18 protein-coding genes, 3 tRNA genes and 1 other RNA gene are annotated in these 22,870 nt (G+C 54.4%); 10 read left to right on the top strand and 12 right to left on the bottom strand.

The features are described from left to right. The first annotated feature begins 9 nt into the window (after positions 1–9). From AFL22_RS15220 to AFL22_RS15200, 5 genes are all read left to right on the top strand, one after another. A tRNA-Val gene (locus tag AFL22_RS15220) sits at positions 10–86 on the top strand. A gap of 3 nt (positions 87–89) precedes the next feature. Beyond that, positions 90–166: transfer RNA gene (locus tag AFL22_RS15215), tRNA-Val, on the top strand. A gap of 11 nt (positions 167–177) precedes the next feature. Beyond that, positions 178–254, top strand: a tRNA-Val gene (locus AFL22_RS15210). 344 nt (positions 255–598) lie between these two features. After that, positions 599–2,011, top strand: coding sequence for a pyruvate kinase PykF (gene pykF, locus AFL22_RS15205; protein ID WP_010245613.1), 1,413 nt, complete (start codon positions 599–601; stop codon positions 2,009–2,011). A 304-nt stretch (positions 2,012–2,315) separates the two neighbouring features. Then, the gene (locus AFL22_RS15200) at positions 2,316–2,552 is read left to right on the top strand and encodes a major outer membrane lipoprotein (RefSeq protein ID WP_003853216.1); all 237 of its coding nucleotides are present in this window, start codon (positions 2,316–2,318) and stop codon (positions 2,550–2,552) included. An 81-nt stretch (positions 2,553–2,633) separates the two neighbouring features. On the opposite strand, the gene AFL22_RS15195 is transcribed toward AFL22_RS15200, so the two are convergent. Genes AFL22_RS15195 through sufA form a run of 7 tightly spaced genes read right to left on the bottom strand, consistent with a single transcriptional unit; the run spans position 2,634 to position 9,296 of the window. Further along, on the bottom strand, positions 2,634–3,659 hold the full coding sequence (locus AFL22_RS15195; RefSeq protein ID WP_052271703.1) for a L,D-transpeptidase family protein: 1,026 nt from the start codon (positions 3,657–3,659) through the stop codon (positions 2,634–2,636). 56 nt (positions 3,660–3,715) lie between these two features. Then, positions 3,716–4,132, bottom strand: a complete 417-nt coding sequence (gene sufE / locus AFL22_RS15190) for a cysteine desulfuration protein SufE (RefSeq protein ID WP_010245623.1) — start codon at positions 4,130–4,132, stop codon at positions 3,716–3,718. Positions 4,133–4,153: 21 nt separating this feature from the next. Further along, positions 4,154–5,377 carry a cysteine desulfurase SufS gene (gene sufS / locus AFL22_RS15185; protein ID WP_052271722.1) on the bottom strand — a complete coding sequence of 408 codons (1,224 nt, stop codon included), beginning with the start codon at positions 5,375–5,377 and terminating at the stop codon, positions 4,154–4,156. Next, positions 5,377–6,657 carry a Fe-S cluster assembly protein SufD gene (gene sufD / locus AFL22_RS15180; protein ID WP_052271702.1) on the bottom strand — a complete coding sequence of 427 codons (1,281 nt, stop codon included), beginning with the start codon at positions 6,655–6,657 and terminating at the stop codon, positions 5,377–5,379. The genes sufS and sufD overlap by 1 nt, the downstream gene beginning before the upstream one ends. Further along, positions 6,632–7,378: a Fe-S cluster assembly ATPase SufC gene (gene sufC, locus AFL22_RS15175; RefSeq protein WP_010245631.1), complete on the bottom strand. Its 747-nt coding sequence runs from the start codon at positions 7,376–7,378 to the stop codon at positions 6,632–6,634. Before sufC ends, sufD begins: the two co-directional genes overlap by 26 nt. A gap of 42 nt (positions 7,379–7,420) precedes the next feature. After that, complete coding sequence (gene sufB, locus AFL22_RS15170; protein WP_010245634.1) at positions 7,421–8,914, bottom strand: Fe-S cluster assembly protein SufB; 1,494 nt, start codon at positions 8,912–8,914, stop codon at positions 7,421–7,423. Between the two features lie 7 nt (positions 8,915–8,921). Then, complete coding sequence (gene sufA, locus AFL22_RS15165; protein ID WP_010245637.1) at positions 8,922–9,296, bottom strand: Fe-S cluster assembly scaffold SufA; 375 nt, start codon at positions 9,294–9,296, stop codon at positions 8,922–8,924. Between the two features lie 388 nt (positions 9,297–9,684). Between sufA and AFL22_RS15160 the strand changes: the two genes are divergently transcribed. Then, a complete protein-coding gene (locus tag AFL22_RS15160) occupies positions 9,685–10,089 on the top strand; it encodes a hypothetical protein (protein ID WP_010670035.1) in 405 nt (134 codons plus the stop codon). Positions 10,090–10,122: 33 nt separating this feature from the next. On the opposite strand, the gene AFL22_RS15155 is transcribed toward AFL22_RS15160, so the two are convergent. Further along, a complete protein-coding gene (locus AFL22_RS15155; RefSeq protein WP_052271701.1) occupies positions 10,123–13,176 on the bottom strand; it encodes an FAD-binding and (Fe-S)-binding domain-containing protein in 3,054 nt (1,017 codons plus the stop codon). 208 nt (positions 13,177–13,384) lie between these two features. On the opposite strand from AFL22_RS15155, the gene ydiK reads away from it, so the two are divergent. Continuing rightward, positions 13,385–14,500, top strand: a complete 1,116-nt coding sequence (gene ydiK / locus AFL22_RS15150; protein WP_029519031.1) for an AI-2E family transporter YdiK — start codon at positions 13,385–13,387, stop codon at positions 14,498–14,500. A 292-nt stretch (positions 14,501–14,792) separates the two neighbouring features. Next, an RNA gene (gene rprA, locus AFL22_RS23500) (antisense sRNA RprA) lies at positions 14,793–14,900 on the top strand. Between the two features lie 69 nt (positions 14,901–14,969). On the opposite strand, the gene ppsA is transcribed toward rprA, so the two are convergent. Continuing rightward, on the bottom strand, positions 14,970–17,354 hold the full coding sequence (gene ppsA / locus AFL22_RS15145) for a phosphoenolpyruvate synthase (protein ID WP_052271700.1): 2,385 nt from the start codon (positions 17,352–17,354) through the stop codon (positions 14,970–14,972). Positions 17,355–17,791: 437 nt separating this feature from the next. On the opposite strand from ppsA, the gene AFL22_RS15140 reads away from it, so the two are divergent. Further along, positions 17,792–18,619, top strand: coding sequence for a pyruvate, water dikinase regulatory protein (locus AFL22_RS15140; RefSeq protein ID WP_010245652.1), 828 nt, complete (start codon positions 17,792–17,794; stop codon positions 18,617–18,619). A 151-nt stretch (positions 18,620–18,770) separates the two neighbouring features. Next, a complete protein-coding gene (locus tag AFL22_RS15135) occupies positions 18,771–19,817 on the top strand; it encodes a 3-deoxy-7-phosphoheptulonate synthase (protein WP_010670032.1) in 1,047 nt (348 codons plus the stop codon). Between the two features lie 7 nt (positions 19,818–19,824). On the opposite strand, the gene AFL22_RS15130 is transcribed toward AFL22_RS15135, so the two are convergent. The 3 genes from AFL22_RS15130 to AFL22_RS15120 form a co-directional block, all read right to left on the bottom strand. Further along, a complete protein-coding gene (locus AFL22_RS15130; protein ID WP_010245658.1) occupies positions 19,825–21,276 on the bottom strand; it encodes a protein adenylyltransferase SelO in 1,452 nt (483 codons plus the stop codon). An 80-nt stretch (positions 21,277–21,356) separates the two neighbouring features. Continuing rightward, positions 21,357–22,103 (bottom strand): EAL domain-containing protein, encoded by a 747-nt coding sequence (locus AFL22_RS15125; protein ID WP_010670031.1) that lies wholly within the window; start codon positions 22,101–22,103, stop codon positions 21,357–21,359. A 295-nt stretch (positions 22,104–22,398) separates the two neighbouring features. Further along, on the bottom strand, positions 22,399–22,857 hold the full coding sequence (locus tag AFL22_RS15120; RefSeq protein WP_010245666.1) for an NlpC/P60 family protein: 459 nt from the start codon (positions 22,855–22,857) through the stop codon (positions 22,399–22,401). Positions 22,858–22,870: the final 13 nt, after the last annotated feature.

Below are 22,870 nucleotides of genomic sequence, written 5' to 3'. Positions count from 1 at the left end.
CAGCATGTTGCGCTCTTAGCTCAGTTGGTTAGAGCACCACCTTGACATGGTGGGGGTCGATGGTTCGAGTCCATTAGAGCGCACCAAGTGCGTCCGTAGCTCAGTTGGTTAGAGCACCACCTTGACATGGTGGGGGTCGGTGGTTCGAGTCCACTCGGACGCACCAATATTCAGTATGCGCTCTTAGCTCAGTTGGTTAGAGCACCACCTTGACATGGTGGGGGTCGATGGTTCGAGTCCATTAGAGCGCACCACTTTCAGAATTCCTTCAGCTTGCGCAACTCCACTTTTATTGATCTGCATCGCTTCCCCCTTCTGCTTTTTGATTGGTTTTCGCATACTTAGCGTCTATACTGTCCCGCGTTGCTTACTTGAAAGGTTTCAGCGATCACGTGCTTACTGCGATAACTCAAATGATTTGCGCAACAACAGCGTGGTGGTTACCAACCGTAACCGCACAACTTCCCTGCACGCCTGGCCTTCGTCACCTATTCTTACTCAGTACTGCCCTTTTCAGTCTCAATCAGAAATTTCACTTCGATGCGCTGCCATCGGATTCCGCCCTTATTCATCCATCACAACTTACAGAAAATCCGTCATGAAAAAGACTAAAATCGTTTGTACAATCGGCCCGAAAACCGAATCCGAAGAGATGCTGACTCAGCTGCTTGAAGCTGGCATGAATGTTATGCGTCTTAACTTCTCTCACGGCGACTACGCTGAGCATGGCCAACGCATCACCAACATGCGTGCCGTTATGCAGAAAACCGGCCGTCAGGCCGCTATCCTGCTGGATACCAAAGGCCCTGAAATCCGCACCATGAAACTGGAAGGCGGCAACGATGCGGCTCTGAAAGCGGGTCAGACCTTTACCTTTACTACAGACCAGAGCGTGATTGGCAACAGCGAGCGCGTTGCGGTGACCTACCCGGGTTTTACTGCTGACCTGAAAATCGGCAACACGGTGCTGGTCGATGATGGCCTGATTGGTATGGAAGTGACCGAAGTCACTGAAAATACCGTGGTGTGTAAAGTCCTGAACAATGGCGATCTGGGCGAAAACAAAGGCGTTAACCTGCCAGGCGTCTCTATCCAGCTGCCAGCACTGGCCGAAAAAGATAAGCGCGACCTGATTTTTGGTTGTGAGCAGGGCGTAGACTTCGTCGCCGCCTCTTTCATCCGTAAACGTTCAGACGTGCTGGAAATTCGCGAGCACCTGAAACAGAACGGCGGCGAGCATATCCAGATCATCTCCAAAATCGAAAACCAGGAAGGCCTGAACAACTTCGACGAAATCCTCGAAGCGTCAGACGGCATCATGGTTGCGCGTGGCGACCTGGGCGTTGAGATCCCGGTTGAAGAAGTGATCTTCGCACAGAAGATGATGATCAAAAAATGTAATAAAGCACGCAAAGTGGTCATCACGGCTACCCAGATGCTCGATTCCATGATCAAGAACCCGCGCCCTACCCGCGCAGAAGCCGGTGACGTGGCAAACGCCATTCTTGACGGTACCGATGCTGTCATGCTGTCAGGTGAGAGTGCCAAAGGCCGTTATCCGCTGGAGTCGGTCACCATCATGGCGACCATCTGTGAGCGTACCGATCGCGTGATGAAGTCCCGCATCGACAGCCAGAGTGATAACCGCAAAATGCGTATCACAGAAGCCGTCTGCCGTGGTGCGGTAGAGACCGCTGAGAAGCTGGAAGCGCCACTGATTGTGGTTGCTACCGAAGGGGGTAAGTCTGCTAAAGCCGTGCGTAAATACTTCCCGAACGCGACCATCCTGGCGCTGACCACCAATCCGATGACTGCCCGTCAGCTGATCCTGAGCAAAGGGATTGAGACACGTCTGGTGACTGAGATCGCTTCAACCGACGATTTCTATCGTCTGGGTAAAGAAGCGGCGCTGGAAAGTGGCTACGGCCAGAAAGGCGATGTCGTGGTGCTGGTGTCAGGTGCATTAGTACCAAGCGGAACTACCAACACTGCTTCTGTACACGTTCTGTAAAACTCTCTCTGACCATTATTTTGAAGCGCCTTTATCGGGCGCTTTTTTTTATTTCTACTTAAACCAAATGTCAGAAAATTCCAATCGAAAATAACTATTCAAATACTCTTAATATTAAGGTTAATCCGATTAAATCTCTCTGTTTTCGCTAAATTTTTTTATCATATTCTGTGATTCGCTGCTTCTTTGAGCGAACGATCAAATTTAAGCATCTTCTCATCAAAAATTTATTCTCAACTTAAAAAGCTTTGTGTAATACTTGTAACGCTACATGGAGATTAACTCAATCTAGAGGGTATAAATAATGAATCGTACTAAACTGGTACTGGGCGCGGTAGTTCTGGCTTCAACTATGCTGGCTGGTTGCTCAAGCAACGCTAAAATCGACCAGCTGTCTTCAGACGTTCAGACTCTGAACGCTAAAGTTGACCAGCTGAGCAACGACGTGAACGCAGTGCGTTCAGACGTTCAGGCTGCTAAAGATGACGCAGCACGCGCTAACCAGCGTCTGGACAACCAGGCTCACTCTTACCGTAAGTAAGAGTTCTGGTTTAAAAATGGCGCCTTTATGGCGCCATTTTTTTTGCTCCGAATTCAGTGCCCTTCACAGGCACTTATCCGGTCAGGGCTGAACCGCGTTGCCCTCAGCCTGTGTCACCGGGCTATCAGCCCCCACAGATGCGCTCTCCAGCCCCGCAGGCGGCACGGTATCACTCTGCACCGGCTCCCCACTGCTGACCAGCACAGGCATGCCTGAGCGTCGCGCTAAGCTGGCTTTAATCAGCGCACTATCACTCTTCTCACTTTTCATAAACTGCTTCACTCCGGCAGTGAGTGCAATCGGCATGGTCTGCGGATCGTCTTTGTCGTTGCGTGACAGCGGCTGATGCACTTCCACGTAGCGTTTCCCATCCGGCTCTACAGCGTATTTCACCGGCTGATTGATGATCTGTACCCGCGTCCCTTTCGGGGCTGAGTTAAACAGCGCTTCGATATCTTCTGAACGCAGACGGATGCAGCCTGAACTGACGCGCATGCCGATGCCGAATTTCGCATTAGTGCCATGGATCAGATACTGGCCGGTGCCGCGCGCCAGACGCATGGCAAACTGCCCCATCGGGTTATCCGGTCCGGCGGGGACCACGCCAGGCAGCGTAATGCCCTCTTTGGCGTAGCGTTTGCGGATGTTCGCCGTGGGCGTCCAGGTGGGATTAGGGATCTTCTGGCTGATCTGCGTCACCATCACTGGCGTGGCCGCACCCAGCTGGCCAATGCCGATGGGATAGACAATGACCTTATCCTCCCCTTTGGGATAGTAGTAGAGACGCAGCTCGGCCAGATTCACCACAATCCCTTCGCGCGGCGTATCGGGCAGGATCATCTGTAGCGGCACCGTCAGCTGGGTGCCCGCTTTGGGCAGCCAGGGATCGGTACCGGGATTTGCCTCCAGCATGCCCAGCAGGCCGACCTGGTAGCGCGCCGCAATCGCTTCCAGAGGTTGCTTATTGTCAGGAACCTGAGTCACGACGTTTTCGCCAATCAGGCGACTGTCAGGTGGTGGCAGCGGATATTCGGTGGCGAACGCGGGTGCAGAGAGCCCAAAGCAGGTCAGCAGCAATGCACCGGCTAAACGTAAAGCAGGTTTCATGCAATTTTCTCGTCAGATAAAAAAACAGACGCCGGATGGCGTCTGTGGAGTGTAACTTAGCTGAGGTTCTGAGCGGTATGGCGAATAGACCGAATCATCGCCTCCAGCCCCTGCGACCGGGTGGGCGTCAGGTGCTGCATCAGTGCCAGTTCGCCAAACCAGTGGCGCACATCCAGCGCCAGGATATCGGCGGGCGGCAGGTTCTGATAGAGGCTAAATACGATAGCAATCAAACCTTTAACGATAGCGGCATCGCTGTCGCCTTCAAACGCAATGGAACCATCCGCCTGCGGGGTCATTCTGATCCACACCTGACTCTGACAACCCGAAATCACGTTCTCCGGCTGGTGCAAGGTTTCAGAAGATTCCGGAAGCTTTGAACCCAGCTCAATAATGTAGAGGTACTTCTCTTCCCAGTTAGCGCAACGGTTGAAGTTGCGAACCAGTTTCTCTTTTTCAGGCAAATTCGCCATCAGGGACTCCGTTAAAACTGTTCAGCCGCCCAGCAGACGATGAATGCGCGTCAAACCGGCAGCCAGACGATCCACTTCCTCTTCACTGTTATAGAACGTGAAGGAGGCACGGCACATCGCCGGTACATTGTAATGCTGCATCAGCGGCATCGCGCAGTGATGTCCGGTGCGGATGGCAATGCCATATTGATCCAGGAAGCTGCCGACATCGTAGGCGTGGTGTTTACCGAGATTGAAGGCGATAACGCCAGCTCGTGACTGCGGCCCGTAGATCTGGATATCCGGAACGGTACCCAGCTTATCGAGCGCATAGTTCATCAGTGCCGTCTCGCGCTGATGAATCGTATCCAGTCCCAGCGCCTGCACATAGGCCATCGCCGCACCAAAGCCGATAATACCGCCGGTATTCGGCGTACCCGCTTCAAAGCGCCACGGCGCACTGTTCCAGGTGGTGCCGGTAGGCAGCATGACGCGCTCAATCATTGAACCGCCCCCTTCCCATGGTGGCATCTCATCCAGCAGCGCTTTGCGGCCGTAGAGAATACCCACGCCGTTCGGTCCATAGAGTTTATGGCTGGAGAAGGCGTAGAAGTCGCAGCCGATATCCTGCACATCAACCTTGTCATGCATCACCGCCTGGGCACCATCCACCAGCGTTACCACGCCAGCGGCTTTTGCCTGAGCAACGATCGTCTTAACCGGATTAACCGTGCCGAGCACGTTTGAAACATGCGTCACCGCCAGCAACCGCGTACGGCTGTCGATCAGCCCCGCCAGTTGCTCCAGCGCCAGCTCACCGTTGTCATTTAATGGCAGGACGCGCACTTCTGCGCCGGTGCGCTGGGCCAGCATCTGCCATGGAACGATATTGGCGTGATGCTCCATCTCAGTGATGATCAGGTTATCGCCAGCCTGGAGGTTACTGCTGCCCCAGGTGTTCGCCACCAGATTGATGCCTTCGGTGGTGCCTTTGACGAAGACAATCTCTTCCTGTGACTGCGCATTGATAAAACGGGCAGCCTGATCGCGCACGTTCTCCATGTCGCTGGTCGCCTGCTGGCTCAGCGTATGGATACCACGATGCACGGCCGCATAGCCGTGCTGATAGAAATGACTCTCGGCGTTAATCACCGAGAGTGGACGCTGTGCGCTGGCCGCACTGTCAAGATAGGCCAGCGGATGACCGTTGACCTCACGCTTCAGGATAGGAAAATCAGCCCTGACGCGTTCGAGATCGAAGTTCATCATATGTCGCCTCCGGGAAAACGTTGCGCGATACGCTGCAGCACGGCCTGACGCATCACCTCATTTTCCAGTGTTTCGGTCAGTTCTGCGGCAAACGCATGAATAATCATGGTCTGTGCAGCATCCTGCTCAATACCGCGCGAACGCAGGTAGAACATCTGCTCATCATCAATACGACCGATGGTGGCACCGTGGCTGCACTTGACGTCATCCGCATAAATTTCCAGCTGCGGTTTGGTATCGACTTCTGAGAGCTTGCCCAGCAACAGGTTGTTGTTGGTCATCTGCCCGTCTGTCTTCAGCGCATGCTGTGCCACTTTAATGTGGCCGTTAAACACCGCACGGCCTTTGTCACGCACGATGGTTTTATGCATCTGGCGGCTGACGCAGTGGCCCTTGTTGTGCTCCAGGTAAGTACGGGTATCCGCCACTTCCTGTTTCACCGGCAGCACCAGGCTGTTGATCGCCAGCGTGGTGTTTTCGCCGTTCAGCTGGGTACTGGTGTTGTGACGCGACAGCCCGGCACCCAGCAGGAAGCTGGTGCTGCTGACCTGGCCATCATTGCCAATGACCAGATCGTTATGCGCAAAGTGATAGCTGGCGCTGCTTTCAAAGGCCAGCTTCGTGTGCGTCAGTTTTGCATTGTCGCCTACCGCAAAGGTAAAGCGCGTGCCGGTGAAATGGGCGCGCTCATCCAGTGAAACGTAGTGCTCAATCACTTCCGCTTCGGCACTCTCTTCCAGCTGCAGGTGATGACGATAGTGAACCGTGTTCATACCCGTCTGCTGACCGCTGGTGATATGCAGCAGATAGACCGGACGCGCAGCGGATTTACCGCGTGCCAGACGCAGGGTCGTCACCTCTTCTGCCAGACTTTCTGTCAGATGCAGGAAGACTTCAGGCTGAACCGCAGCAGGCAGCGGACGGCGCTCGGCGGCCACGCTGTGCTGAACCTCAAACAGTTCGCAGTCGCGACTGCTGAAGGCTGGCTGGAACTGACCGTCAACATAGACCAGACGGATCGCATCCAGCGGCAGCGCCAGTGCATCAACCTGTTCAGCGCTCAGGGTCTGCGGCGCGTCAGGCAGTACAAACTGCTGTGACAGTAAGGTGTCCAGCGGCGTGTACTTCCAGTTTTCGTGCTTGCGGGTTGGCAGGCCAACGCGCATCAGTTGCTGCCAGTGCTGCTGTGCCTGCAGAGAACGCACGTCGCCACGCGACTCAAACAGGTGATGCCACTGTTGCAGCGCAGAATCACTCTTCGTCGGTAAGCCAGCCATAACCTTGCTCCTCCAGCTGTTTCACCAGCGAGAAGTCGCCAGATTTCACGATTTTGCCCTGATACAGAACATGAACGAAGTCTGGCTTGATGTAATCCAGAATACGCTGGTAGTGGGTCACGATGATAAAGGCACGCTTCTCGTCGCGCAGGCTGTTTACGCCATTCGCAACAATTTTCAGCGCATCGATATCCAGGCCTGAGTCGGTCTCATCCAGGATACAGAGCTCTGGCTCCAGCGCCGCCATCTGCAGAATGTCGTTACGCTTTTTCTCACCGCCGGAGAAGCCGACGTTGACTGAGCGGGTCAGCAGATCTGCCGGCATCTTCAGCAGCTCAATTTTCTCTTCAATGAAGTCCTGGAAATCGAAGCGATCCAGCTCTTCCTGCTGACGATATTTGCGTACCGCATTGACCGAGGTCTGTAAAAAGAACTGGTTGCTGACGCCCGGAATTTCTACCGGATACTGGAATGCCATAAAGATGCCTTCACCGGCGCGCTCTTCAGGGGCCAGTTCCAGCAGATCTTTACCTTTGAAGCTGACCGAACCGCCGGTTACTTCATAATCTTCACGGCCTGCCAGCGTCGCTGACAGGGTACTTTTACCTGAACCGTTCGGGCCCATGATGGCATGCACTTCGCCGGGTTTAATTTCGAGATTCAGGCCACGCAGAATGGCTTTATCTTCAACACTGACCTGCAAATCTTTAATGCTTAACATACTTATTCCTTCACATTGCTTCCGGCAACGCGTGTGACGGCATCAGCCCACACTGTGCTCAAGGCTGATGGCTAACAATTTCTGGGCTTCCACAGCAAATTCCAGTGGCAACTCCGAGAATACGTCTTTACAGAAGCCGTTCACGATCATCGAGATGGCGTCTTCTTCACTGATACCGCGTTGCAGACAGTAGAACATCTGATCTTCGCCGATACGTGATGTCGTGGCTTCATGCTCAAGCTGAGCGGTATTGTTGCGGGTCTCCACATACGGGAAAGTATGTGCGCCGCAATCAGGACCGATCAGCATCGAGTCACACTGCGTAAAGTTACGGGCATTGGTCGCGGTTGGCATGATTTTCACCAGTCCGCGATAGGTGTTCTGACTTTTACCGGCCGAAATCCCTTTGGAGATGATGGTCGATTTGGTGTTTTTACCAATGTGGATCATCTTGGTGCCGGTATCGGCCTGCTGACGACCACTGGTCAGTGCCACTGAGTAGAATTCACCCACCGAATAGTCCCCGCGCAGAATGCAGCTTGGGTATTTCCAGGTGATAGCAGAGCCGGTTTCAGACTGTGTCCAGGACATCTTGCTGTGGTCGCCTTCACACAGCGCGCGCTTGGTCACGAAGTTCAGGATACCCCCCTCACCTTCGCCGCCCGGGAACCAGTTCTGAACCGTCGAATATTTCACTTCGGCATTTTTGTGGATGATGACTTCCACCACGGCCGCGTGCAGCTGATAGGTGTCACGCACTGGCGCTGAACAGCCTTCGATGTAGCTGACGTAGCTGTCTTCATCGGCTATCAGGATGGTGCGTTCGAACTGACCGGTTTTCGCTGCGTTGATGCGGAAATAGGTCGACAACTCCATCGGGCAACGCACCCCTTTCGGGATATAAACGAAGGTGCCGTCAGAGGCGACCGCCGAGTTCAGCGCCGCAAAGAAGTTATCGTTCGCCGGAACAACCGTGCCGAGATACTGCTTCACCAGCTCCGGATGCTCCTGAATCGCTTCGCCAAAGGAACAGAAGATAATCCCCTGCTCCGCCAGCTTGCCGCGGTAGGTGGTCGCCACCGAAACGGAGTCAAAAATGGCATCAACCGCCACTTCACGGCCTTCACGCACCGGGACACCCAGCTGATTAAAGGCGTTTTCCACTTCCTGCGTCAGATAATCGCTGGCTGGCGCGCTGCCTGAAGCCTGCAGTGCACCGGGTTCTGACGCACAACTGTCATCACAGTTGCCGCAGGAAGGCGCGGAGTAGTAGCTGTAATCCTGGTAGTCGAGTTTTTCGTAGTGCGCTTTCAGCCAGTGTGGCTCTTCCATTTCAAGCCAGGCACGAAACGCTTTAAGACGAAACTCCAGCATCCACTCTGGCTCGTTACGCTTGGCCGAGATCGCCCGCACCACATCTTCATTGATGCCGTTGGCAAATTCTTCGGTTTGCAGTTGGGTAAAGAAGCCCTCTTTGTAGTTGAGCTTGCCTTCCCAGATTTGTACATCGTCAGATGTTTCGCTGTGTCGTGACATATTTCACTTACTCGACGCCAAAGCTCTCACCGCACCCGCAGGCGTGCTGAGCTTTAGGGTTATTGAATTTAAAAATCTGATTCAGGCCTTCACGAACGTAGTCCAGTTCGGTGCCATCAACGAATGGCATCGCCTGTAGCGGCACAAACAGCGTTGCGCCATGGAATGAGAACTGCAAATCATCCTCAACTGGCTCTTTCACCAGATCCATGACGTAACCAAACCCGGCGCAGCCGGATTGTTTTACGCCGAGCCGTAGACCCTTGACATCGGGGTCCTGAGCCGCCAGATTGAGAATTTGTTGCGCTGCGGTTTCAGTCAGCGTCAGCCCTTTCCAGACAAAATCGTCGGGTGAGAAAGAGTCTGTATTAACGGATGCCATGTTGATACCTCTTGAGTCCGGACCTTTTCAGGCTATCCCCCTATGGTAGTGATCTGACCAATCACTTCAACCTCTTGTTTTGCAGGGATAATCATCTTGTGCGGTTTTATTTGCTTAATTATTAAGCATAGCCTCTTCAGCTCACCTTGTGGTGAGCCCGTCAGCATAAATAAGCCAGTGTTAACCTATTAATAAATCACTCTTTTTTAAATAACCATTTTTGATAAAAATGCTTATTGATAGGTTACGCCTTTCTGCGATGTAAACAGATTGTTATTTCCGATTATACCGACAGGCAGGATAAATCGATAAATTTTTCTGCCCGCCAATTGCAATCACAGCCCAATTGAATATGATAATTATTATCATTCACATTCAGGGTGGCGTTATGACGCTTTCTGTCTCAGCCTGGCTGCAGCACAAAATCGACGAATATCAGTTTGCGGTGCGTGATATCACCGTCGACTTTTATATGGCGCAGGCAAAGCTCGACCGGGCCGACTGCACGATTCATCAGCTACGTCAGTTTAACGATGCCTGTCAGGATATGGCAGAAATCTGCCAGTTGAACGGTGACGACCAGAGTTACCTGCATGCCATGGGTAAACTGCATCACCGACTGGTGCAGGAGATGGGAAACAGCGATCGCGATCGCCTGTTTCGCCTTCAGGCTTATCAACTGGCGCGATTGTCCCTGACCCGCCTCTGCCATCAACTGGCAATGGTCGGGGAGTGGAACCAGGCCACTGCGCTGCAAAGTGACTTCATGCGTCACGCAGGCTGGATATTCTAATCCAGCCAGGGCGTGACGTCGCGCACAATTTTTTTACATTAGCTCTAACAATGCCTGAAGTGGATGACGCATTCCGTTGCCCTCTACACGCTTGACCTGACTGCGGCACGAATAGCCGGTGGCCAGGCAGCGCTGGCGTGGCAGGCGCTGAAGCTGGGGATGCCAGGAGAGCGCGTAGATCCCCAGCGAGTTTTCAAGGTTCTTACTTTCGTGACCGTAGGTGCCAGCCATACCGCAGCAGCCAACATTGATGTTCTCCAGCTTCGCGCCAAAACGGGAGAAGATCGCCTGCCACTGATTCGGGGTGGAGGGCAGCGCGGTCACCTCGGTGCAGTGTGCAAACAGATACCAGGATTCTCCGCCCGTGACCTGCACGTCACGCCCGGCCAGTGCACGCTCTAACCACTCATGCACCAGCAAGACGTTAAAGTCGCCGCGTGATTCGCCCAGCGTCTGACGATACTCATCGCGATAGCAGAGCACCGTAGCCGGATCGACACCGACCATGGGCAACCCCAGTTTTGCCACCCGATTCAGGAAATCGGCGGTGCGGGACGCCGTGCGGGCGAAACGTTGCAGGAAGCCTTTCACATGTTGCGCTTTGCCATTTGGTGAGAATGGCAGGAGCACGGGCCGGTAGCCCAGTTTCTCAATAAGCCTGACAAAATCGTTAACCAGCTGCGCCTCATAGAAGCTGGTAAAGGGATCCTGCACCACCAGCACACAGTTTGCGCGTTCAGCGGCTGACAGCCCTTCCAGCTGCTCCAGCGTCATGTTCATGGCGGGATGACCACTGAGTTGCTGTTTCAGATTAGGGGCCGAAAGCAGCGGCAGATCGACCATACCAATATGGGTTTTACTTATCTCTTTCAGCCACGGCTGGCGCAGGAAGAAGTTAAATACTTTCGGTGCTTTCGCCATCAGCGGCGCATAGCCCTCTACTGCTGCCACCAGGTGATCGCTGACCGGACGCAGATACCGGGTGTGGTAGAGCTGTAAGAAGCGCGAGCGGAAAGCGGGCACGTCAATTTTAATCGGACACTGGGTGGAGCAGGCTTTGCAGGCCAGACAGCCCGACATCGCCTCTTTCACCTCGTGCGAGAAATCATACTCCCCTTTGCTGGCGTGCCAGCTATTGCGGGTACGGGCAATCAGGGTGCGAAGCGACAGCCGATTTTCAGGCAGCTGCTTTTCCAGGGTGAGCGGATCGACGCCCTGCCCGGCCAGCAGCCGCAGCCACTCCCGCGTCAGTGTTGCCCGCCCTTTGGGCGAGTGAATGCGGTTGCGGGTGATCTTCATGGAGGGACACATCGGACTGCGGGCATCAAAGTTAAAACATAACCCGTTGCCGTTACACTCCATCGCGCCTCGCCATTCATCCCGAACCGTTAACGGGATCTGACGATCATAGGTTCCGCGCTTCACCGCATCGACCTGCATCATTTCATCATTACTGTTGAATGGCGTACAGATCTTGCCCGGATTCAGGCGATTGAGCGGATCAAAGGCCGCTTTAATGCGGCGCAATTCGTTAAACAGCGTCTCACCGAAGAATGCCGGACTGTACTGGGCTCGAAATCCTTTGCCATGTTCACCCCACAGCAGGCCGCCGTAGCGCGCTGTCAGCGCTACGACTTCGTCGGAGATCTGCTTCATCATCATCTCCTGCTGCGGATCGCACATATCCAGCGCCGGACGCACATGCAGTACACCTGCATCGACATGGCCAAACATGCCGTAGCTCAGCCCGTGGCTGTCGAGCAGCGCGCGAAACTCGACAATGTAGTCCGCCAGTTTTTCCGGTGGAACCGCGGTATCTTCCACAAAGGGAATCGGTTTAGCCCGGCCTTTGGCATTTCCCAACAGACCCACCGCTTTTTTACGCATGTTATAGATGCGTTCAATGCCATCCAGGTCGTTACAGAACTGATAGCCAATCACGCCGCCCTGCTGCTGCGCCATCAGTGCGTCAAGGCGGCCACAAAGCTGTTCAATCTGCTGATCGATCAGTGCGGCGTTGTCGCCGGCAAACTCAACAATATTCAGGCCCAGCATCTCTTTGTCGGGTACATCGGCGATCAATTCGCGCACTGAGTGCCAGACAATGTCTTCGCGCGCCAGGTTCAGCACCTTAGAGTCAACGGTCTCTACCGAGAGCGCCTGCGCTTCCACCATAAAAGGCGCATTGCGCAGGGCGGAGTCAAAGGAGTCATATTTGATATTCACCAGTCGGCGCACTTTAGGCAGCGGCGTGATATCAAGCCGCGCTTCCGTGACAAAGGCCAGCGTGCCCTCTGCGCCGCACAGCAGGCGCGTCAGGTCAAAGGTTTGCATATCGTCGCTGAAGACATGGCGCAGGTCATATCCGGTCAGGAACCGATTCAGCTTTGGAAACTTTTCCAGAATCAGCGCACGATGCTCGCGGCAGCGCGTCAGCACCTGCTGATAGAGCCGGCCTTCGGGCGTCGCCGTCTGCGCCAGGGTTTCAGCCAGCGCGGTGGCCATTGGACGCGTATCAAGGATATCGCCGCCCAGCAGCACGGCGCGCAGGCCCAGCACATGGTCCGAGGTTTTGCCATAGACCAGAGAGCCCTGGCCGGACGCATCGGTATTAATCATGCCGCCCAGCGTGGCACGGTTACTGGTGGATAACTCCGGCGAGAAGAAAAAGCCGAATGGCTTCAGCCAGGCGTTAAGCTGATCTTTGATCACCCCCGCTTCAACCCGCACCCAGCCCTCATCGGTATTGATCTCGAGGATGCGGTTCATGTAGCGCGACATATCCACCACAATCCCCTGATTCAGCGACTGACCGTTGGTGCCGGTACCGCCGCCGCGCGGGGTAAATACCAGACTGGCAAAGCGCGCTTCTCCGGCCACGCGGGCGAGCAGCGCAACATCCGCAGTCGAGCGCGGAAAGAGCGCCGCGTCGGGCAGCAATTGATAGATGCTGTTATCGGTGGAGAGTGAGAGACGGTCGGCATAGCTGGTTGCCATGTCACCGGTAAAACCCTGCTCTTTCAACGACTCAAGGAACGTCAGCACCAGTTGAACGAGGCCCGGTGCCTGCGAAATCTGTGGGATCATGATTGTCTGACCGAAGGTGTTGTAAACGTTTGCGTTTATAGATTAGCGATTTCTCGTTTTATCATATTTTTCCTGCGCCTGCCCTTTTTTCAGAAAAGGCAAAAACCTTTCTCCGCAACTCTGTTTAAACCTCAGCAAATAGATCATGATAAAAACCGGCATCCGAATGCCTGAAAATGAAGGATTAAGACGAGGTTATGAGTCAATGATGAAAAGCCAGTACCGGGATATGGATTTACCGCAAATACTCTTCACCCTGATGTTCATTCTGCTGCTGATTGTCGCCTGTTTATGGGTCGTGCAGCCGTTTATTCTGGGCTTTGCCTGGGCCAGCATGGTGGTGATTGCCACCTGGCCATTGATGCTGAAATTCCAGCGACTGTTATGGGGACGCCGTTCCCTGGCGGTGATCGTGATGACACTGCTGCTGCTGCTGCTGTTTATTATCCCTATCGCCCTGCTGGTCAGCAGCCTGATTGATAACAGCGCGCCGGTGATTGCCTGGGTTACCCAGGGGCATATGATGCCGCGACTGTTATGGCTCAACGATGTACCTATGGTCGGCAAGAAGCTTTATGTCAGTTATGACACGCTGGTGGCGAGCGGCGGTGCCGGCGTCATGGCGAAAATACAGCCCTATATCGGCCGTACCACCGGCTTTTTTGTCGCGCAGGCCGGTCATTTCGGACGCTTTATGATCCATCTGGGCGTGATGTTACTGTTCAGCGTGCTGCTTTACTGGCGTGGCGAACAGGCTGCCCAGGGCATTCGTCACTTTGCTTTCCGCATGGCGGGACGGCGCGGTGATGCCGCCGTACTGCTGGCGGCGCAGTCCATTCGTGCCGTGGCGCTTGGCGTAGTAGTGACGGCGCTGGTGCAGGGCGTGCTGGGCGGTATCGGTCTGGCGATCTCCGGCATTCCTTACGCCACGCTGTTGACGGTACTGATGATCCTCTGCTGTCTGGTACAGCTCGGCCCGCTACTGGTGCTGGTTCCCGCCATTATCTACCTCTACTGGAGCGGAGATACGACATGGGGAACGGTGCTGCTGGTCTGGAGCTGTGTGGTCGGCACGATGGATAACGTGCTGCGCCCGATGCTGATCCGTATGGGTGCCGATCTGCCGATGATCCTGATTCTTTCTGGTGTTATTGGTGGACTGTTTGCGTTCGGGATGATTGGTCTGTTTATCGGGCCGGTGGTTCTGGCGGTCTCCTACCGTCTGGTTTCCGTCTGGGTTCATGAAGCGCCTGCCCCGGATAGTGACCAACTGGCCGTGGCTGATGCCCTGGCGGATCACGATGATACCCCGCCTGCTGTATGATGAGATGCAATAACCCGCTGCGCCGCTAGCCCCCATAAGCATTGATTAGTGCGGTTAATGATGATTAACCGCACCCCTTCTCTCAGATCAGATAAATTCTGTTTTCCATTAGCGATTTTTAAGAAAAAAGCCACCTTTGGCCTGAAAGTGACCTTTTCGGGCCAAAAAAGATTACTTTCTGCACTGTTTCTTAAGCCAAATGGCGAAGTAAAGGTCACAAAAGATTATTGGCTTTAAACTAATAAGAGGATTCTTAAAGACGACAGCCAGCCGTATGAATAACATGTTTCCTATGTTCGAAATCAACCTGATGATTTTCAGACAATCTCATTCCCCTGAGTAGAGTAAAGAATTGCTGTGTGTAGTCTTTGCCCATCCCCTGTGATGGGCTTTTTTTTTGCCTGAATCTGACCAGATATAAACAGAAAAGGCCCGCATAGCGGGCCCTGAAGAGTGCTAACAACCCGTATCAGGCTGTTTTATTTAACTGCGCCAGACTCACCCAGGTCTCCACCACCGTGTCCGGGTTCAGTGACAGACTGTCGATGCCCTCTTCCATCAGCCATGCGGCGAAATCCTGATGGTCTGACGGTCCCTGCCCGCAGATTCCGACATATTTCCCCTTCTGCTTCGCGGCCCTTATGGCCATTGAAAGCAGCATCTTCACGGCCTCGTTACGCTCGTCAAACAGCGCGGAGACGACGCCAGAGTCGCGGTCCAGCCCCAGCGTCAGCTGAGTCATGTCGTTTGAGCCAATAGAGAAGCCATCGAAGTGCTCCAGGAACTGATCCGCCAGCAGGGCATTTGACGGGATCTCGCACATCATAATGATCTTCAGCCCGTTCTCGCCGCGCTTCAGTCCCTGACGCCCCAGCTCTTCCACCACAGCCTTCGCCTGCTCAACGGTGCGCACAAACGGAACCATAATCTCGACGTTTGTCAGGCCCATCTCGTTGCGAACACGTTTCACCGCTTCGCACTCCAGTGCAAAGCAGTCCCGGAAGCTGTCAGCGACATAGCGACCCGCACCCCGGAATCCCAGCATCGGGTTTTCCTCTTCCGGCTCGTAGCGTTCTCCACCCACCAGGTTGGCATATTCATTGGTTTTAAAGTCAGAAAGTCGGACAATTACGCGTTTCGGCGCAAAAGCGGCGCCAAGCGTGGCAATTCCTTCAGTCAGGCGAGCGATGTAAAACTCCACCGGATCATCAAATCCTTTCATCATTTTACGGATCTGCTGCTGCAGCTCCGGCGTCTGTTGGTCAAACTCCAGCAGCGCTTTAGGGTGGACGCCGATCATGCGGTTAATGATAAATTCCAGCCGCGCCAGGCCCACGCCTTCGTTAGGCAGACAGGCGAAATCAAAGGCGCGATCGGGGTTGCCCACGTTCATCATGATCTTCAGCGGCAGTTCAGGCAGTGAATCGACCTGCGAACTGGTGACGTCGAAGTCGAGCAGTTGATCGTAGACGTAGCCGGTATCACCTTCGGCACATGAGACAGTGACGTTATGCCCCTCTTTCAGCCGGTCGGTGGCGTCACCACAGCCCACCACTGCCGGAATGCCCAGCTCACGCGCGATGATCGCCGCATGACAGGTCCGTCCGCCACGGTTAGTCACAATCGCTGACGCCTTTTTCATGATCGGTTCCCAGTCCGGGTCGGTCATGTCGGTCACCAGCACATCGCCTTTTTCAATGCGATTCATTTCGCTGATATCGTGGATGACCTTCACCACGCCTGCGCCAATACGATGACCGATAGCACGACCTTCCACGACGACGCTGCCCTGCCCCTGCAGCGTGTAACGCTCCATTACCTGACCATTTGAGCGTACGGTTTCAGGGCGCGCCTGAACAATAAACAGTTTGCCGGTGTGCCCATCTTTGGCCCACTCAATATCCATCGGGCGCTGATAGTGCTGTTCAATCAGCACCGCCTGCTTCGCCAGCGCCTGCACTTCCTCATCGCTCAGGCAGAAACGGTCGCGTTCGGCCTCAGGCACATCTTCGATCCGCACCTGCTCGCCATGCGCCTGGGAACCGGCATAGACCATGCGAACCTTTTTCGAGCCCATATTGCGGCGCACAATCGACGGACGATCGGCTGCCAGGGTTGGCTTGTGCACATAGAACTCATCCGGGTTAACGGCACCCTGCACCACCATTTCCCCCAGCCCCAGTGCGGCGGTGATAAAGACCACCTGATCAAAGCCGGACTCGGTATCAATGGTGAACATCACACCCGAGGCGGCCAGGTCTGAACGCACCATGCGCTGTATTCCCGCTGAGAGCGCAACACCACGATGGTCATAGCCCTGATGCACACGGTAGGAGATAGCGCGGTCATTAAACAGCGAGGCGAAGACATGCTTTACCGCCACCATGACGGCGTCGATGCCCTGTACATTCAGGAAGGTTTCCTGCTGGCCGGCAAAAGAGGCATCAGGCATATCTTCTGCGGTTGCAGAGGAGCGCACGGCAAACGACGCGGCATCATCATCAGCAGAAAGCTGCTTATAGGCGTCCAGAATGGCGGCCTCCAGCTCGGGCAGGAACGGTGTCTCCACGACCCACTGACGAATCTGCTTACCCGCTTTTGCCAGTGCATCAACGTCATCAATATCGGTCTCATCCAGCAGCGCATAAATACGCTGATTCAGCCCGCTTTGATCGAGGAACAGGTTAAAGGCGTAGGATGTGGTCGCGAAACCGTTGGGCACGGAAACGCCCAGCGACGACAGATTAGTAATCATTTCACCCAGAGAGGCATTTTTGCCCCCCACCCGGTCAACATCATGCATGCCAAGCTGGTTATACCAGAGCACGAGTGGCTGTTCGCCTTTACTGGACATTGAGCTTATCCTTTATCAATTATCAATGAATGGACACAGGGAGTAATCTGTCTTCAGCCTGGCATATCACCCTCTCAATAACGATCTGTTGAATCGTTAAAGCAGAATTTCAGCCACAGTTTCGGAATTGTGAGCGCATTATTTTGCTGTTGCGCAAAGTCGCCTTTTTTCTCTAAATGATTGATGCCACAGGAAATGGCAGATTTTCAGCCACTTAAGCATTCAGTTTTGTTGCGCAACAACTGCGTGGCTATTTGCGGCTTAACGACGGATTAAAAAGAATGCTGGCTCAACGAGCCACCCTTTCATTTTTAGTATCGTGATGAAACGACAGACAAATAATCCGGACAGACATTCCAGAAATTAAAATCAGAGATGATTTATTTAATCGCATGGCCCATGCTGAATGCTCACTCTTGTCTGAGGCTGATTTCGTTATGACAACTGACAGAAGCGTTTTTTATATCTCCGATGGTACGGCCATTACGGCTGAGGTGCTGGGTCATGCGGTGCTGTCGCAGTTTCCGGTCAATATCACCAGCCTGACGCTGCCGTTTGTGGAAAATGTTCAGCGGGCGCTGGCGGTAAAAGCCCAGATTAACGCGCTCTATCAGCAGAGCGGTGTCCGGCCGCTGGTCTTTTTCTCCATCGTGACGCCGGAAGTGCGCGACATCATCGTACAGAGTGACGGCTTTTGTCAGGATATCGTCCAGGCGCTGGTCGCCCCGCTTCAGCAGGAGCTGGGTTTATCGCCCGCGCCGGTGGCACACCGTACCCATGGACTGGATGCCAGTAACCTGGGTAAATATGACGCACGTATCGCGGCCATCGATTACACCCTGGCGCATGATGACGGCATCTCGCTGCGCGGGCTGGAAGATGCGCAGGTGATTCTGTTAGGCGTCTCGCGCTGTGGCAAAACCCCCACCAGCCTCTATCTGGCAATGCAGTTTGGTATTCGCGCCGCCAACTATCCATTCATTGCCGACGATATGGATAACCTTAAACTCCCGCCCGCGCTGCGCGCGCATCAGAATAAACTGTTCGGGCTGACCATCGATCCGGAACGGCTGGCTGCGATACGTCAGGAGCGAGCGGAAAATACCCGTTACGCCTCGATGCGTCAGTGCCGGCTGGAGGTGGGCGAAGTGGAAGCGCTGTTTCGCACTCATCAGATCCGCTATCTCAACAGCACCAACTACTCCGTGGAGGAGATTGCGACCAAAATTCTCGACATTATGGGCCTGACTCGCCGCATGTACTGATGGGTAACCGGCGCTGAACTGTAAAGCGGCGCTGCCGTCGCTTTTGATTTCATTATTAAATTCCGGGTTGAATTCGCAGACTAATGGTTTATTGTGACCACCATCACTTCCCGGTATTTCACCGCTGCGAAGAACCGTTTTCGAGAAACCCATGAACAAAACCGACGAACTGCGTACCGCACGCATTGGTAGTCTGATTACCCCCGCCAGCCTGGCGGCTGAGCATCCTGTCTCTCCGGCAATTGCCGACAATGTCACCGCTGCCCGTAAACGTATTGCCCGTATTCTGACTGGTGAAGATCCCCGCCTGCTGGTGGTGATTGGCCCCTGCTCGCTGCACGACCCGAAAGCGGCACTGGAATATGCTGAGCGTCTGAACGCGTTACGCCGCCGCTATGAAGATCGGCTGGAGATTGTGATGCGCGCCTACTTTGAAAAGCCGCGCACCGTAGTGGGCTGGAAAGGCTTAATCTCCGATCCGGATCTGGATGGGAGCTACGATGTGAACCGCGGCATAGGCATCGCCCGCCAGCTGCTGATTGATATCAACGCGCTGGGCCTGCCTACCGCCACGGAATTCCTGGATATGGTGATCGGCCAGTTTATTGCCGATCTGATTAGCTGGGGCGCGATTGGCGCACGCACCACCGAAAGCCAGATCCACCGCGAAATGGCATCGGCCCTCTCCTGCCCGGTCGGCTTTAAAAACGGCACCGATGGTAACGTACAGATTGCCGTGGATGCGATTCGCGCCGCGCGCGCCAGCCACATGTTCCTTTCGCCCGATAAGCTGGGCCAGATGACTATCTATCAGACCAGCGGCAACCCGCATGGTCATGTGATCCTGCGTGGCGGCAAACAGCCTAACTATCATGCCAGTGATGTCGCCGCCGCAGCCGAAAGTCTGTCGGCGTTTAATCTGCCACAGCAGCTGGTGATCGACTTCAGTCACGGTAACTGCCTGAAGCAGCATCGTCGTCAGATGGATGTCGCGGCAGAGGTGGCAGAACAGATTAAAGCGGGATCGCAGGCCGTTGCCGGTGTGATGATTGAAAGCTTCCTGGAAGAGGGCAATCAGAAAGTCGTCAGCGGCGAACCGCTGGTCTACGGCAAGTCGATTACCGATCCCTGCCTCGGCTGGCAGGAGAGCGAAAAGGTACTCGCCCTGCTGGCCGAGGCGGTTTCTCACCGCCTCTGAGTCTGCGTCAGCTGGAGCAGCTCACTTCCAGGGTTTTGCCCCAGTCTGGCGGCCGCTGACGATATTCAGCGGCTGTCTGATCGCTAAAGGGTTGCTGTAACGCCTGATGCAGACGTGCCAGCGCCCCCTGCTCTCCCCGCTCCGCCTCTTCAATCGCCTGCTGCGCCAGATAGTTGCGCAGAATCACCGCCGGATTGGCCGCCTTCATCACGGCCTGACGTTCTGCATCGCTGACCTGCTCATCCATCAGACGGCTGCGGTAGCGCTGATACCAGCTATCAAACGCCTCACGATCAATAAACTCATCCCGCAGCGGTGAACGGCTGTCAGCCTGTTGCGTCTCACTAAGCAGGCGGAACGTCAGGGTGTAATCGCTATGCTCCTGCGTCATCAGTGCCAGCAGATCGGTCAGAATCTCATTATCGCTGCTCTGCTGCGTCAGCAGACCGAGTTTCGCCCGCATCCGTTCGCCCCAGACCCGCATCAGTTCAGGTTCATAGGCGCTCAGTGCCGTCCGCAACTGCTCGGTGGTCAGCAGACCCGACAGCGCATGTGCCAGCCGGTTAAGATTCCACATGCCGATCATTGGCTGATTTTCAAAGCTGTAGCGCCCCTGATAGTCGCTGTGATTACAGATGAAGTCAGGCTGATAATCATCCAGAAAACCAAAGGGGCCATAGTCGATGGTCAGACCCAGAATCGACATGTTGTCCGTGTTCATCACTCCATGAGCAAAGCCCACGCTCTGCCACAGCGCAATCAGACGCGCAGTGCGTAACACAATATCGGTAAACCACTGTTGATAGCGGTCTGCTTCAGCGTCCAGATGCGGCCAGTGATGGCGAATGGCGTAGTCGGCCAGTTGCTGCACTTTCTCCTGCTGCTGGCTGTAAAAGAAATGCTCGAAATGACCGAAACGCAGATGACTCGGTGAAATGCGCATCAGCATCGCGCCACGCTCTGTTGTTTCGCGGTAGACCGGCTCATCACCTATCGACAGGGTCAGCGCACGCGTGGTGGGAATGCCCAGATGATGCAGCGCTTCCGAGGCGAGAAACTCACGCACGCTGGAACGGATCACGGCACGGCCATCGCCCATGCGGGAATAAGGCGTCAGGCCTGCGCCCTTGAGATGCCAGTCCAGCTTGCTGCCATCCTCCAGACGCTGCTCACCCAGCAGAATGCCGCGCCCGTCGCCAAGCTGGCCCGCCCAGACGCCAAACTGATGGCCGCTGTAGACCTGCGCCAGCGGCTGCATGCCGGGCAGCAGTGCGGCACCGTGCCAGACGGCATGCCCCTTATCGGCAAAGAGCGCGCTATCCAGCCCCATTGAGGCTGCAAGCGGTGCGTTATGATACAGCAGGCGTCCGCCTGCAAGTGGCGTGGGGTTCAGCGCGGTGTAACACCCGGTAAGTTCACGGAACCAGGTGTTGTCAAAAGAGGCCTTGCCTGAGGACATTGTTTCTCCCATGCGATGCTCAGCGTTACTTAAGGTTAGTCCTCTAGTGTAACGCTGATAGCGGGGATTAACAGGAAGTATCAGCCGGGATGCTGCGCGGATGGCACACGATCGTCGGCGCAGATCAGCGAACGCAGCGCGTCAGATTTTACCACCGGGAAGAGCGCACCCTGAAACTCAGCACCGCTCAGCTGGCTGACTTTATCCAGCAGCACGTCGTCATCAATGCCACAAATAATGAGCCGGTCACAATGGGCGCGGAAATTATCGATAATGCTCTGAATAAATGGCACGAATGAAGCGCGCTTTGCCAGCGAATGAATAAACTCTTTGTCCAGGCAGATACAGCTGAATAAATTATCGTAGACTGCATTAGAGGGGGTCTTACCCGCGCCGAAATGAGAAATCGCTAAATTAAACTCAGCATGCAGGCTTGCCAGCAGGGGATTATTTTTTCCCAGTTTTAGTTGCGGAAACGTTTCAGTGATATTCAACAGAATGAATGGCAACTGCTTTATTTTGCGCATCACTAATTCGCTGGCCAGCAGCGTCCGGGCCATGCCTTCATCAATACGTATAAATGCTGACACGGAATGCGCTTCAAAAAAGCCGCGATTCTGCTCCAGCAATCCAATCTGACTTTGCAGCAGGCGCAGCTGCTGCGACTCATCGAGCTGCGGCAGCAACAGATCCTGCGGCAGGGTGATGGGGGCACTTTCATGCACAAACTGCGTGACCAGCTCGACAGCGGTCAGTCGCCCATTAACATCACAGACAGGATAAAACCAGATTTCCGACTGATAGTCGGCCGAAAGATGAATTTTCATTTTAATGCCAGAATATGCGGCGATGGGGATATCGTATAGTAATGGTCAGGCGCAGGCAATAGTGCCAAATCATTGAAGAGACGAACTTCTTTACTCTTCCATTGCCGTTTGGCAGCAGGCGATCACCCTTAAGCCAAATAGTAGCGATGAAACAGCGGTTATTAGTGGAATTAAATAAGCGTTTATTATGTTTATTAAAACCCACGCTCAATAACTGTCATTTAAAATAAACCTTTTACTCTCTGTTTTAACTCTATTTAAAATTGGACTTAAGTCTGATTCCCCGGACCTGCGTTTAAATACGACGCGCCTGCCAGAACACTTTTCGCCAGTAAACATTGTCGAGCGAGGAGCGGATGACGCCCTGGCTGGTTGAGGCATGAATAAAGGCGTTATCGGTGTCATAAATGCCCACATGCAGGCCATTCTCCCCGCGACCGGTTTTGAAGAAGACCAGATCGCCTGGCAGCAGCTCGTCTTTGCTGATTCGGGTGCCGATATCGCTTTGAGCTGAGGTGGTGCGCGGCAGTTGCAGCGCAAATTTATCGCGGAAAGTCAGATAGACAAAGCCGGAGCAGTCAACCCCGTTACGACTCATGCCGCCATAGCGATAAGGCGTACCACGCCAGTTACCGAGCTGATCGTTCAGTTCCGCAATCACGGTGATCGAATCGGAAAGACGGCCATTAATCGGCGGAGCGTGATGACTGCATCCCGTCAGCAGCAGAACTAAAATCAGCAAACCCAGGCGCATCGCCAAATGTCCT

Source organism: Pantoea sp. CFSAN033090 (genome assembly GCF_001264395.1).
Lineage (GTDB): Bacteria > Pseudomonadota > Gammaproteobacteria > Enterobacterales > Enterobacteriaceae > Pantoea > Pantoea agglomerans.
Note: the sequence above shows the minus strand (reverse complement) of the source record. Positions and strands in the feature narration are given on the sequence as shown.